The 12,936-nt window shown below is 74.3% G+C and carries 14 protein-coding genes and 1 riboswitch; of the genes, 9 read left to right on the top strand and 5 right to left on the bottom strand.

Features of this window, described 5'->3' with window-relative positions:
* The 6 genes from ACK4LS_RS13865 to thiD all read left to right on the top strand — a co-directional run.
* Positions 1 to 1,457, top strand: a 1,457-nt coding sequence (locus ACK4LS_RS13865; protein WP_409718398.1) for a D-alanyl-D-alanine carboxypeptidase family protein, incomplete at its 5' end; no start/stop codon positions are given.
* A gap of 5 nt (positions 1,458 to 1,462) precedes the next feature.
* Positions 1,463 to 1,819 carry a GntR family transcriptional regulator gene (locus tag ACK4LS_RS13860; RefSeq protein ID WP_409718395.1) on the top strand — a complete coding sequence of 119 codons (357 nt, stop codon included), beginning with the start codon at positions 1,463 to 1,465 and terminating at the stop codon, positions 1,817 to 1,819.
* Positions 1,820 to 1,950: 131 nt separating this feature from the next.
* A complete protein-coding gene (locus ACK4LS_RS13855; RefSeq protein ID WP_409718392.1) occupies positions 1,951 to 2,616 on the top strand; it encodes an SDR family oxidoreductase in 666 nt (221 codons plus the stop codon).
* 194 nt (positions 2,617 to 2,810) lie between these two features.
* Positions 2,811 to 2,903, top strand: a riboswitch (TPP riboswitch).
* A complete protein-coding gene (gene thiM / locus ACK4LS_RS13850; protein ID WP_409718389.1) occupies positions 2,895 to 3,731 on the top strand; it encodes a hydroxyethylthiazole kinase in 837 nt (278 codons plus the stop codon). It overlaps the preceding riboswitch by 9 nt.
* On the top strand, positions 3,728 to 4,375 hold the full coding sequence (gene thiE / locus ACK4LS_RS13845; protein WP_409718386.1) for a thiamine phosphate synthase: 648 nt from the start codon (positions 3,728 to 3,730) through the stop codon (positions 4,373 to 4,375). Before thiM ends, thiE begins: the two co-directional genes overlap by 4 nt.
* Positions 4,372 to 5,826, top strand: a complete 1,455-nt coding sequence (gene thiD, locus ACK4LS_RS13840; RefSeq protein WP_409718383.1) for a bifunctional hydroxymethylpyrimidine kinase/phosphomethylpyrimidine kinase — start codon at positions 4,372 to 4,374, stop codon at positions 5,824 to 5,826. The genes thiE and thiD overlap by 4 nt, the downstream gene beginning before the upstream one ends.
* Before the next feature lie 84 nt (positions 5,827 to 5,910).
* On the opposite strand, the gene ACK4LS_RS13835 is transcribed toward thiD, so the two are convergent.
* The 5 genes from ACK4LS_RS13835 to ACK4LS_RS13815 all read right to left on the bottom strand — a co-directional run bounded on the left by ACK4LS_RS13835 (position 5,911) and on the right by ACK4LS_RS13815 (position 9,785).
* Complete coding sequence (locus ACK4LS_RS13835) at positions 5,911 to 6,093, bottom strand: DUF5302 domain-containing protein (protein ID WP_409718380.1); 183 nt, start codon at positions 6,091 to 6,093, stop codon at positions 5,911 to 5,913.
* 59 nt (positions 6,094 to 6,152) lie between these two features.
* The gene (locus tag ACK4LS_RS13830) at positions 6,153 to 7,079 is read right to left on the bottom strand and encodes a DnaJ domain-containing protein (protein ID WP_409718376.1); all 927 of its coding nucleotides are present in this window, start codon (positions 7,077 to 7,079) and stop codon (positions 6,153 to 6,155) included.
* Between the two features lie 105 nt (positions 7,080 to 7,184).
* On the bottom strand, positions 7,185 to 7,778 hold the full coding sequence (locus ACK4LS_RS13825; protein ID WP_409718373.1) for a hypothetical protein: 594 nt from the start codon (positions 7,776 to 7,778) through the stop codon (positions 7,185 to 7,187).
* On the bottom strand, positions 7,775 to 8,674 hold the full coding sequence (locus ACK4LS_RS13820) for an LssY C-terminal domain-containing protein (RefSeq protein WP_409718370.1): 900 nt from the start codon (positions 8,672 to 8,674) through the stop codon (positions 7,775 to 7,777). Before ACK4LS_RS13820 ends, ACK4LS_RS13825 begins: the two co-directional genes overlap by 4 nt.
* A gap of 46 nt (positions 8,675 to 8,720) precedes the next feature.
* A complete protein-coding gene (locus ACK4LS_RS13815) occupies positions 8,721 to 9,785 on the bottom strand; it encodes an enoyl-CoA hydratase/isomerase family protein (RefSeq protein WP_409718367.1) in 1,065 nt (354 codons plus the stop codon).
* Positions 9,786 to 9,872: 87 nt separating this feature from the next.
* Between ACK4LS_RS13815 and ACK4LS_RS13810 the strand changes: the two genes are divergently transcribed.
* The 3 genes from ACK4LS_RS13810 (at position 9,873) to ACK4LS_RS13800 (ending at position 12,855) form a co-directional block, all read left to right on the top strand.
* Positions 9,873 to 11,117: an ABC transporter ATP-binding protein gene (locus ACK4LS_RS13810; protein WP_409718364.1), complete on the top strand. Its 1,245-nt coding sequence runs from the start codon at positions 9,873 to 9,875 to the stop codon at positions 11,115 to 11,117.
* On the top strand, positions 11,114 to 11,935 hold the full coding sequence (locus tag ACK4LS_RS13805; protein WP_409718361.1) for an ABC transporter permease: 822 nt from the start codon (positions 11,114 to 11,116) through the stop codon (positions 11,933 to 11,935). The genes ACK4LS_RS13810 and ACK4LS_RS13805 overlap by 4 nt, the downstream gene beginning before the upstream one ends.
* A 101-nt stretch (positions 11,936 to 12,036) precedes the next feature.
* On the top strand, positions 12,037 to 12,855 hold the full coding sequence (locus ACK4LS_RS13800; protein WP_409718358.1) for a sulfite exporter TauE/SafE family protein: 819 nt from the start codon (positions 12,037 to 12,039) through the stop codon (positions 12,853 to 12,855).
* Positions 12,856 to 12,936: the final 81 nt, after the last annotated feature.

Below are 12,936 nucleotides of genomic sequence, written 5' to 3'. Positions count from 1 at the left end.
AGCCCGCACCGCAGCCCGAGCCCGCACCGCACCCCGCCGCCGCGCCCGGCCCGGCGCCCGACGCCCCGGCATCCGCTTCCGCCGCCCCGGCATCCGCTCCCGCCGCCCCGGCATCCGCTCCCGCCGCCGGAGGCGCTCTCGCCTGGGTCGACGAGGCCGACACCTCCGCCCCGCGACCGGCGCCGACGTTCGTCGTGTCGGCCGGCACCGCCCGGCAGGCCGACCTGCTGTCGGGAGCTCGCCGTCGGCGTCTGCGCCCGGGCACGGTGGTGCCGCCGGTGCTGCTCGTGCTCATGCTGGCGGCCTACGCGGCGACGACGTTGCTGTGGCCCCTCGACGCCGTGTCCCCGACCGTGCGCGCGGTGGCGGTGCAGTCGGCCACCGCGCCCGCGGCCGACCCGGCGTGGCCCGCCGAGGGCGAAGCCGCGATCGCGATCGACGGAGTCCCGGGCACGCTGTCGTCGTCGACGAGCTCCCCGGAGTCGATCGCGAGCATCACCAAGGTCGTCACGGCCCTGGTGGTGCTGGATCGCCTGCCGCTCGCGCCCGGGGAGCAGGGCCCGTCGTACGCGTTCACGCAGGCCGACAGCGCCGACTACTGGCAGTACCGCGCGCGCGGCGAGTCCTCGCTCGACGTCCCCGTCGACGGCAGCCTGACCGAGCTGCAGATGCTCCAGGGCATGCTCATCGCCTCCGCCAACAACTACGCCCAGCGACTGGCATCCGATCTCTTCCCCTCGGATGCCGAGTTCTCGGCCGCCGCGAACGCCTACCTGGCCGAGCGGGGCATCGAGGGCATCACGATCGTGAACCCCACCGGGATCGAGGCCGGCAACACCGCCACGCCCGCCGCGCTGATCGCCCTCGCCGAGCGGGCGCTGGCGAACCCGGTCATCGCCGAGATCGTGCGCACCCCCGAGCTCACGCTGCCGGGGGCGGGGACGTTCCGCAACGGCAACGCGCTGCTGGAGGACCCGGGCATCGTGGGTGTCAAGACGGGCACGCTCGACGCGTGGAACCTGCTCACGGCCAAGGACATCACCGTCGGCGACGCGACCGTGCGGGCTTACGCGGCGGTGCTCGGACAGCCCGGCCCCGACACCCGCAACCAGGTCACCCGCGACCTGTACACGCGGCTCGAGCAGGAGCTGCAGCCGAGCCCCTCGGTGACGGCCGGCACCGTCGTCGGCAAGGTCGAGACCCTGTGGACCGCCGACGTCGACGTCGTCACCGCCGCCGACGCCTCGGTGGTGCTGTGGAACGGCGCCGCCGCCCAGACCTCGACGCGGTTCGACCTCGGCGAGACGCGCGACTCCGGCGAGGTCGTCGGCGCCCTCACCGCCACCGGTCCCGTCGACGCGGACACCGTCGACGTGCGGCTCGCGGGCGAGGTCGAGCCGCCGAGCCCCTGGTGGCGGCTGACCCACCCCCTCGACCTGTTCGGCCTGAACGAGTGACGACCATGGACATCCGTCTCGACTCCTCCTCCCCCACCCCGCCCTTCGAGCAGGTGCGGGCGCAGATCATCGCCGCGATCGACGACGGCTCGCTCGTCGCCGGTACCCGCCTGCCACCCGTGCGCACCCTGGCCGCCGAGCTGAACCTCGCCGCCAACACCGTCGCCCGGGCCTACCGGGAACTCGAGGAGGCGGGCTACGTCGAGACGCGCGGCCGCGCCGGCACGCTCGTGCGCGGCGGCGATGCGGCGTCGACGCGCGCGGCGCAGGCGGCTCGGGCATATGCCGACACGGTGCGGCGCCTGGGCGTCGCCCCGTCCGAGGCGGTCGCGCTCGTGCGGGCCGCACTGGGCGCGGAGTGAGCCCGGGGCCGGTCGCCGACCGCACGCCGCCGACGCCGCAGCGCGACGCGGCCGCGTCCGTCGACACCGGCGCGTCCGCCGGAACACCCGCCCTCCCGCGCCGCGCGGGCGCCGACGTCTAGCCTGCTCTCATGCCCCTCGCCCTCGTCACCGGAGCCGCCCGCGCGAACAGCATCGCCGCGGGGATCGTCCCCCGCCTCGAGGCCGACGGCTGGCACGTCGTGACGAGCGAACTCGACTCCGGCGACTACCCGTGCGATCTCGCGAGCCCCGTGGCACCGACGGAGCTCATCGAACGTGTCTCGAACGAGCGGGGACCGATCCAGGCCCTCGTCCTCAGCCACGCCCACGGCGTCGAGTCCGGCATCCTCGACACCACCGCCGAGAGCTTCGACCGCCACGTCGCGGTCAATGCCCGCGCGACCCTGCTGATGATCGCGGCCTTCGCCCGACAGGTGGACGAGACCGGAGGGGCGATCCTCGCCTTCACGAGCGACCACACCACGGGAAACCTGCCGTACGGCGCATCGAAGGGGGCGTTGGACCGCATCGTCATCTCGGCGGCGCGCGAGCTCGGTCCCCGGAGGATCTCGGCCAACGTCGTCAACCCCGGCCCGATCGACACCGGATGGATGGATGCCGAGACCCGCGACGCCCTCGCCGGACACCACCCTCTCGGCCGGCTCGGCACCCCCCGCGACATCGCCGGCATCACCGCATTCCTGCTGTCGGACGAGGGGCGCTGGCTCAGCGGACAGCTCCTCCACGCCGACGGCGGTTTCTCGGCGCGGTTCTGAGACGGGACCGAACCGGGCGCGACCCGGCGACGCGACACGACGCAGGAGATCCGGCGACCGCGCGGTGACACGCCGCACCCCGGCCGGGTCGCGGTCGGCGTCTCCTGCGTTGTGTCGCACCGGTGGACGCCCGCCCCACGCTCGCCCCACGCCCGCCCCACGCCGCGCCGCGCGCGGGGCGTGCTAGCGTCGCCGGCAGTGACACGGGGTGCCCGCGAGGGGCTGAGAACACACCCGTTGAACCTGATCTAGCTCGTACTAGCGAAGGGATGTCGCGAATGGTCGTTCGCACGTCGTCGTCTCCGTCCACCCCCGCACCCGCGTGGGAAGCCCACCCCGCCACGGCGCTGGAGCGCCTGCGCGACGCAGCTCCTCTCACCCAGTGCATCACCAACGCGGTGGTGACCAACTTCACCGCCAACGCCTTGCTGGCCCTCGGCGCCGCCCCCGCGATGTGCGACATCCCGGGCGAGGCCGCCACCTTCGCCGGGATCGCCGGCGGCGTGCTGGTCAACCTCGGCACGCCGACCGCCGAGCAGCGCGACGCCGCCCGCGAGGCCGTCCGCGTCGGCACGCCCTGGGTGCTCGATCCCGTGGCCGTGGGCGCTCTCCCCATCCGCACGGCCTTGGCCCACGAGCTCCTCGAGGCGCGCCCGGCGATCATCCGCGGCAACGCGTCGGAGATCCTCGCCCTGGCCGGAGCCGGCGCCGGCGGGCGCGGCGTCGACGCGACCGACGCGGCCGACGACGCCCTCGATGCCGCCCGGGCGCTCGCCGCACGCACCGGCGGAACGGTGGCCGTCTCGGGAGAGGTCGACCTAATCGTGGATGCCGAGCGCACGGCCCGCGTGCCCGGGGGAAGCGCGTTGCTGACCAAGGTCACCGGCGGCGGCTGCGCGTTGGGCGCCGCGATGGCGGCCTTCGCCGCGGTGGTCCCGCCGTTCGAGGCGGCGAGCGCGGCGAGCGCCGTGTGGGCCGTCGCGTCGGAGCGGGCGGCATCCGGGGCCCGGGGACCGGGCTCGTTCGCCGTGGCGTTCCTCGACGAGCTGGCCGCGCTGCGCCCCGGCGACCTGAAGGGCCGCGTGCGCGGCGAGCAGACCGAGGCCACGCGATGACCGCCGACCTCTCGCTCCACCTCGTCACCGACCACCGCGTCCCCTTCGCGCGGCTGCGCGACATCGTCGACCAGGCCGTTTCCGCGGGCGTCACCGTCGTGCAACTCCGCGACAAGCCCGCGACCGGCGCCGAGCTCTTCGCCCGCACCCTCGACCTCGCCGACGTCGTCGCCGGCCGCTGCGCATTCGTGGTCGACGATCGCCTCGACGTCGTGCTCGCCGCGCGCGAGCGGGGCGCCCGGGTCGACGGCATCCACCTCGGCCAGAGCGACCTGCCGGTCGACGCCGCACGCGCGCTGCTCGGCCCCGGCGCGCTCGTCGGGTGGACCGCGAACACCCCCGCGCACCTCGCCGCGGCCGCCGCCCTGCCGCCCGGCACCGTCGACTACCTCGGCGTCGGCGTCATCCGCGCCACCGCGACCAAGCCCGACCACCCGAGCCCCCTCGGCGTCGACGGCTTCGCCGCACTCGCGGCATCCACGTCGCTGCCCTGCGTCGCGATCGGCGGGATCGACGTCGGCGACGTCGCGCCGCTGCGCCGGGCGGGCGCCGCGGGGGTGGCGGTCGTCTCGGCGATCTGCGCGGCCGGTGACCCGGGCTCCGTCGTGGCCGCGCTGCGCGCGGCGTGGGGAGCCGGGGCGTGAGCGCCGCGGCCCCGTCGGGTCCCCGCGTGCTGAGCATCGCCGGCACCGACCCCACCGGCGGGGCGGGCGTGCAGGCCGACCTGAAGTCGATCGCCGCGTTCGGCGGCTACGGCATGGCCGTGGTCACCGCGCTCGTCGCGCAGAACACCCTCGGCGTCCGCGAGGTCCATGTTCCGCCGACGGCGTTCCTCGACGCGCAGCTGCGCGCGGTGAGCGACGACGTCGAGATCGACGCCGTGAAGATCGGCATGCTCGGTTCGGCCGAGGTCGTCGCGACCGTCGACGCCTGGCTCGCCGAGGTCGACCCGCCGATCGTCGTGCTCGACCCGGTGATGGTGGCCACCAGCGGCGACCGGCTGCTCGACGCCGACGCCGAGGCTGCCGTGCGCTCGCTCTGCCGGCGGGCCGACCTCGTCACCCCGAACCTCCCCGAGCTCGCGGTGCTGGTGGACGAGCCGGTCGCGACGAACTGGGACGCCGCGGTGGCCCAGGCGCAGGCCCTCGCCGCGCGAGCCGACACCGCCGTGCTGCTCAAGGGCGGACACCTCGACGGCGCGCAGAGCCCCGACGCCGTCGTCGACCGCGCGGGCGTGCACCCGGTCGCGGGACACCGCGTCGCGACCCGGCACACCCACGGCACGGGCTGCTCGCTGTCGTCGGCGATGGCCACGCTCGCGGCCCACGGCCTGTCGTGGCCCGAGGCCCTCACCCGCGCGAAGAGCTGGCTCACGGGAGCCCTCGAGAACGCCGAGGCGCTGCGCGTGGGCCGGGGCAACGGTCCCGTCGATCACCTGCACGAGCTGCGCCCGCACATCGACCTCGGCCGGTCGTGGAGCGCCGGGCGATGGGATGCCACGGCCTCGATCCGCGCCCGGGTCGACGACTGCGCGTTCGTGCGGGGGCTGGCATCGGGCACCCTCGACCGCGACACCTTCACGTGGTACCTCGGGCAGGACCTGCTCTACCTGCGCGCGTACGCACGGGTGCTCGCCCGCGCCGCGGCCCTCGCGCCGTCGGTCGCGGAGCAGCGGTTCTGGGCGGCGGCGTCGGTGTCGTGCCTGGCCGAGGAGGCGGCACTGCACGAGTCGCACGTCGACCCCGACGGCCTCGATCCCGCGGCCTCCACCCTCGCCTACACCGACCACCTGCACGCGGCCTCGACCGCCGGCTCGTACGCGGTCCTGGTCGCGGCGATCCTGCCGTGCTTCGTGCTCTACACCGACATCGGGGCGCGCTGGCGCGGGACCTTCGACCCCGACCACGCCTACGCCGACTGGCTCACCGCCTACGGCGACGAGGCGTTCGCGGCGTCGTCGGCCGAGGCGGCGACGATCGCGGATGCCGCCGCGCGGTCGGCATCCCCGTCCACGCGCGCCGCGATGTCGAAGGCCTACGACCGCTCGATGGCGCGCGAGCTGGAGTTCTTCGAGGCCCCCCTGCACCGCGCGTGACACCCGCGCGGGTCGCCGGAACGTGCCGCGTCGACCGGACCGGACGCGACTCGACTCGGCGACTCGCGCGAATGTCGGGGGGGGTCAGCCGCTCTTGCGGCGGAACTCGCGCTTGGTGACGGCGCCGTGCGTGCCCTGCACCGCGGAGTGACCGTCCAGGTGAGCCTGGCCCGACCGGTGCTGGCCGTTCTTCTTCTCGAGCGCTTCTTTGAACTTGCGCTTCATCTCGTCGGATGCCGAGGCATCCGGGGTCTCGTCGGTACTCATGACCCCACCCTAGGCAGGTCTCCCGCGCCGCGCGGCGTGCGGAGGGCCCGAACGCCGGCTCAGACGTGCCGCACGCGCTGCTGCAGCCGCGTGCGGATGTCGAACAGTTCGGTGCCGCCGACCTCGCGCGCGCCGGTGATCCCGCGCCGCAGCAGGGTCGTCAGCGCACTGCGGGCCACCAGCGCAACGGGCGTGCCGCGCACCTTGCCGAGTTCGGTGATCGCGTCGAGGATCGCGTCGTCGGGCAGCACGACCATCGCGCCGCTGAAGCGAACGCCCGCAGCCCGGGCGATCACCCGCGCGCGCGACACGAGCTGCGTCACGGGCGAGCCGATCACGTTCGGCCCGCTGATCTCGCCGCGGCGCACGCCGACCGGCCCGCCGAAGTCCTCGCTGAGCAGGGCGTAGAGCCCGCTCGGGCCGAGCACGAGGTGGTCGACCTTCTGCTCCGGGTCGATGCCGTCGCGATCGGCGAACACGTCGTGCCACACCGTGTAGCCCATGCCGAGTTCGGACACGAGCCGCGCCGTCTCCTCCTCGGCGAGCGCGTCGGCCAGGATGTGCCGGATCTCGGGCGGCGCCGAACGCACCAGCGCGGGGTCGTACGGATCGGGCAGGTCGACCCCGCGCCCCACCCACTCGCGGATGAGACCGAGGTACCGCTCGCGCCGCCACCCGCCGGGCTGCCCGTGCGAGCGCGCGCGGGGGCGGGTGTCGGCGGGTCGGGAGGGCGGGGATGCCGCGGTGGCGTCGCCCCACTCGCCGGGCGCGGTCCCCCGGCCACGGTCGTATGCGCTGCGCGCTTCCCGCGTGCCCACCAGTTCCCAGGCGCGCTGCACCTGCACGAACAGCGCGGCATCGCCGCCGGTGTCGGGGTGGGTCTCGCGAAGGCGCACGCGGTAGGCGCGGCGCAGCGTCTCATCGTCGACGTCGGCCGCGACGCGGAGCACCTCGTATGCCGAAACCGACATGGGGCTGTCGAACACGCGCGTCTTCCGATCCGCCGCGGGGCGCGGCGTCTCTCAGGCTACTGCCCGGCGGCTGGGCGCGGCCCGAGGGCGGGTCGTCGGGGGCCTGGGCAACGGTTCCCGTCAGCGCGACGGACCGCTCGACGGGGCCGCGGCATCCGCCCGCAGCCGCGCGGCGCGCCGCCGTCGCGGATGCGTCCGCGCGTACGCCGCCGCATCACGACTCGACAGGGCCAGCAGCACGAGGATGTCGAGGCTCAGCGTGAGCAGGGTCGTGCGGACCGTGATCTCGAGCCCGAACTCCCACCAGCCCACGAAGCTCGCACTGATCGACGCCACCGAGATGAGCATGACGATCACGCGGGCGAGGTTGCCGCCGAACAGGATCCGGATGCCGAGCACCACCTGCACCACGCAGACGAGGCCCAAGACGCTCAGGAACACCGCGGTCCCGATGCCCAGATCGGCGAACTCCGCGAGCGAGGGGTCGTCGGAGACGCTCGCATCGCCGCTCGCCGCCCCCGCGACCTGCTGCAGCCACGGCGGGAGCGAGAACGCCACGCTCACGGCCCACAGCGCGCCCGCGAGGGCCCGCAGCAGCACGAGCACCGCCCCGGCGACGGTCGCCGACGGTCGCCGCATCCGGGGGTCGGCGGCCGCCGGGTCGAGCGGCGGCTCGAACGCCACGCGTTTGCGCGGATGCCGTTGCCCGCTCACGTCGTCGCCGCCCGTCCCCCGTCGAGCCGCGGCGTTGCCGGCGCCCCCGGCCCCTCGGGCGCGCCCGTCCCGCCCCGCACGTTCCGCACTCCGCGCACGTCGTGCACGTCGACGATCGGGAGGTCGCCGTCGGTGGTGATGCTGTCGCCGCCGCCGTTGCGCGAGTGGTAGCCGGTGGAGAAGTCGCGGATGACGTCGACGGCGACACCCGGCACACCGCTGACGCTGTGCACGATGTGGTCGCGCTCGATGTCGGTGTCGGCGTCGATGCGGTGCGTCACCTGCAGCGTGAACAGCGACAGGCCCACCGCGCGGTCGAAGGTGCCCGCGGCGAGCCAGTCGACTCGGCGCCCGCCCGGCAGGAGCCACCCGTCGGGGCAGCGCCACAACCGCACGTGGTGGCGTTGGGCGGGGGAGCCGGCCACCTCCTGCTGGTAGGCCAGGTCCTGCATCCGCCCGAAGAGGAAGAGCGGGCTGACGGGCGCCCGGGGATAGCTGCGCCGACGGAGGGTCGACGAGATGATCCGCCACGACGAACGCAGGTCGACCGGGTCGGCGGGGATCCAGCCGGCCTGCGCCATCACGGTCTCGATCGCCTCGCGCTCGCCCTGGAACGCGAGGTTGACGGGGTCGCCCAGCAGCCCGTCCGAGGTGCGGGTGCGCCCCATGAAGTAGTCGGGCACGTAGATCGCGGTGAGGATGCGGTGCAATCGCGGCAGCACGAGGTAGGCCAGCAGCACCCAGAAGACCACCGCCATGAGCACCCCGGCCCACCCGAGCGAGAACGACTCCGTCAGGCTGAGGTACGCGAGCCAGATCGCGGCGAGACCGGCGAAGACGAAGAAGAACCCGTCGAGGGCTCGACCGAACGACCAGCGGCGCCGCGGCGGGGTCATGACCGGGGCGGGTTTCCGAGCGGAGGGCGCCGACGACGCGGGGACCTCACCACAGCGCCGGCTCCGGCTCGTACGCGAAGGCCTGCGCGACGCGATCGGCGGGGAGGTCGTTCAGCCGCGCGGGCGACCAGCGGGGCGACCGGTCCTTGTCCACGACCTGCGCGCGGATGCCCTCGACGAGATCGGGCTGCGTGAAGGCGAACCACAGCACGAGCCCGTACTCCTGCGCGAGCGCCGCGCGCAGAGAAGGCAGGGTCCGCGCCCGCCGCACGGCCTCGAGCGTCACCGCGAGCGCCGTGGGCGCTGAGCCGGCGAGCAGCTCCGCGGCCTCGCGCGCCTCCGCCTCGGGCCGCGCACGCAGCCTCTCGATGATGGCCGGCACGTCGTCGGCGGCGAAGGCGTCGTCGATCCACTCCCGCGCGGTCTCGAGACGGGACGGCTCCGGGCTCTCGTCGAACAGCAACACGAGCTCGGTCGGGCTCGAGGGGTCGGCGCGGTTCTCGAGCGCCTCGTACAGCGCCTCGAGGTGGACGGTGGGCACCATGTGGTCGGCGAATCCCGCGTACAGCGCGTCGGCGGCATCCATCGTCCCGCCCGTCAGGGCGAGGTACTCGCCGAGGCGACCCGGCGCGCGGGCCAGCAGCCACGACCCGCCGACATCGGGGGTGAATCCGATGCGCGTCTCGGGCATGGCGAGCCGGGACCGCTCCGTGACGATGCGGATCGCGGCGTGACCGGCCAGGCCGATGCCCCCGCCCATGCACACGCCGTCGGCGATCGCGATCACGGGCCTGCGGGAGGTGGCGATGCGGTGGTCGAGCGCGTACTCCTCGCGGAAGAAGGCGTGCACCTCGTCGACGCGACCGCCGACGACCATCTCGTGCAGGGCGCGCACGTCTCCGCCGGCGCAGAACCCGCGGTCGCCGGCACCGTCGAGCAGCACCACGTCGATGTCGGTGTCGCGCTCCCAGCGGTCGAGGGTCACGTTCAGCGCCCGGATCATGTCGAGGTCGAGCGCGTTGATCGCGCGGGGCCGATTGAGCGTGAGACGGCCGAGGCCGCGACGACCCCCCACGAGGACGCTGTCGTCACCGGTTCGCTGTGCGTGCACGCTGCCACGTTACACACGCCCCCGGATGGGTTTTCGGCCCCGGATCGGGGAAGATGGTCCCAACGCCCACTGAACGAGAGGTGCCGAATGCCCGACGGACAGGTGTTGGAGCTCGCCGGACTCACCAAACGCTTCGGAGCGGTCTCGGCGGTCGACGACCTCACCGCCCGCATCGAGCCCGGCCAGGTCACCGGATTCCTCGGCCCCAACGGCGCCGGCAAGACCACGTCGCTGCGCATGCTGCTCGGCCTGGTTCGCCCCACCTCGGGCACCGCCACCATCGGCGGCAGGGCGTTCGCCGACCTCGACTCGCCCCTTCAGACGGTCGGCGCCGCCCTCGAAGCCTCCAGCTTCCACCCCGGCCGCTCGGCCGCCAACCACCTCAAGGTCTACGCCCGCGCCGCGTCCCTGCCCGCCACGCGCGTCGACGAGGTGCTCGGCCTGGTCGGCCTCGCCGACGTCGCCGGTCGCCGCGTCGGCGGCTTCTCGCTCGGTATGCGCCAGCGCCTGGGCCTGGCCACGGCGCTCCTCGGCGACCCGGGCGTGCTCGTGCTCGACGAGCCCAGCAACGGCCTCGACCCCGAGGGCATCCGCTGGATGCGCTCGCTGCTGCGCCACCTCGCCGAAGAGGGGCGCACGGTGCTCATCTCTTCGCACCTGCTCGCCGAGGTGCAGCAGACGGTCGACGCGCTGCTGATCATCTCGCGCGGTCGCCTGGTGTTCCAGGGCGGCGTCGAAGACCTCGCCGACCCCGACGAGTACGCCACCGTCGTCGACTCCCCCGACCGCGCCGCGCTCTCACGCCTGCTGGACGACCGCGGCATCGCGTACCAGTTGCTGCGCAACGGCTTCACGATCCGCCACCACGAGCCGGTCGAGATCGGCGCCCTCGCCGCCGGGGCCGGCATCGCCCTGTCGAATCTGCAGAGCAAGGGCGCGAGCCTCGAGGACATCTTCCTCGAGCTCGTCCGCGGCGTGCGCGTGCACGCCAGCGCGGGAGCGGTCCCGGATGCCGTGCCGGCGGCCGGGACGGCGGCGGATGCCGAGACGCCCGCCGCAGCGGTGACGGTTCCCGATGCCGCGACCGCGGCCCCCGTCGGCACCGACACGACAGCCGCCGGCCCCGGTGCGCCCGAGACCCCCGCATCCGAGGACCCCCGCCCGTCGACCGCTCTGGTCGCGGTCGTCGCCCCCGCCGAGCCGTCCGCGCGACGCGCCGCCGCCCCCGAGGCGGCCTCCCCCGCCGACGCGGCCCGCCCCTCCTACGCGGTCGCCTCGACCGGGGTCATCGACATCGTCCCCTCGCCCGCCCCCGAGGAGGTCTCGCGATGACGCTCCTGGCCGCCACCCGCTCCGAGTACACCAAGCAGTTCACCACCGCCGGGTGGTGGGTGCTCGGCATCGTGCTCGTCGTCTACGTCGGCTTCACCGCCGGTCTGCTCGCGTTCGTCTTCGGCGGGGTCGCCTCGGGCGAGCTCACCGGCGCCACCGGGCCCGCACTGTCGGCGGAGGGCGTGCCCGCCCTCGTCTACAGCTCCGCCTCGGCCGTGGGCTACGTCTTCCCGCTGCTCATCGGCACGCTCATGGTCACCACCGAGTTTCGCCACAAGACGCTGACCCCGACGTTCCTGTCGACCCCGCGCCGCGGCGTGGTGCTCGTGGGCAAGTTCGCCGTCGGCATCCTGGTCGGCGTGCTCTACGGCATCCTGGGCTCGCTCGCGGCGGTGGCCGCGGGCGCGGGCGTGCTGAGCGTCTTCGGCATCGACACCGCCCTCGGCTCGGGCGACACGTGGGTCCTCGTCGGTCGGATGCTGCTCGCCTTCGCCCTGTGGGCGGTGGTGGGCATCGGCGTCGGCACGGTCGTGCGCAATCAGGTGGCGGCCATCGTCATCGTGCTGGCCGTGACGCTGTTCATCGAGCCGATCATCCGCACGCTCGGCGGCGTCGTCGAGGGCTTCGGCGACGTGGTCAGGTGGTTCCCCAGCGCCGCGAGCGACGCGCTGGTGGGGCAGACCATCTTCGGCGCCATGGGCACCGGGGGCTCCGGTGACGCCCTCGAGTGGTGGGCGGGCGGACTCGTGCTGCTCGCCTACGCCGTCGTGCTGCTCGTGATCGGCCTGTTCACCACCTGGCGCCGCGACATCGACTGACCCGGTCGCCCGCGCCTCCCCCGGGAAGCCGGGGTGCGCCGAGGGCGACGGCGTGTCACCCGCGCATTTGGCGCGACCGTCACCAGCGGCGAGAATCAACCGTGCTCGATGGACCGGTGATCGCCGAGTGGCTCCCCGTCTCGGTGGCCGCTCTCATCCTGCTCCTCGTGGCGGCGGGCGTCGCCGGCTGGGTCGACGCTGTGGTCGGCGGCGGCGGACTCATCCAGCTGCCCGCGCTGGTCATCGCCGTGCCGAAAGACGTCGCGACCCCCTTCATCCTCGGCACCAACAAGCTGTCGTCGTTCTTCGGCACGCTCTCGGCCAGCGGGGTGTACCTGCGCAAGATCAGGGTGCAGCTGGTGCTGCTGCTCCCGCTGGTGGCCGGCGCCTACGCGGGCTCCACGGTCGGAGCCGCCCTGTCCCGCTCCGTGCCGCGCGAGGTGCTGACGCCGGTGGTGCTCGTGGCCGTCGTGGCGGTCGCGCTCTACACGCTGTTCCAGCCCACGATGGGCCTGCACCACGAGCCACGGCACCAGCGGCCCACGGCGATCGCCTGGCGGGCGGGCGCGATCGGCCTGCTCGTGGGCTTCTACGACGGCATCCTGGGGCCGGGGACCGGATCGTTCTTCGTCATCCTCATCGTCGCGGTGCTCGGCTACGGCTTCCTCCAGGCGAGCGTCAACGCCAAGATCGCCAACCTCACCACGAACCTCGCCGCCCTCGCGGTCTACGGCGTGCACGGCGAGATCCTGCTCGCCCTGGGCCTCGCCATGGCCGCGATGAACGTCACCGGCGGCTTCATCGGCGCGCACATGGCCACGCGCCGGGGTAGCGGCTTCGTGCGGATCGTGTTCCTCGTGACGCTGTCGATCCTCATCGTCAAGCTCGCCGGGGACACCGTGGTGCAGTTCACGTCCTGAGTCCCGCGCGCCCGCTCGCTCGCCCGCCCGCTCGCCCGCCCGCCCGCCCGCCCGCCCGCCCGCCCGCCCGCTCGCCCGCCC

The organism is Microbacterium sp. (assembly GCF_046295495.1).
Taxonomy (GTDB): domain Bacteria; phylum Actinomycetota; class Actinomycetes; order Actinomycetales; family Microbacteriaceae; genus Microbacterium.
Note: the sequence above shows the minus strand (reverse complement) of the source record. Positions and strands in the feature narration are given on the sequence as shown.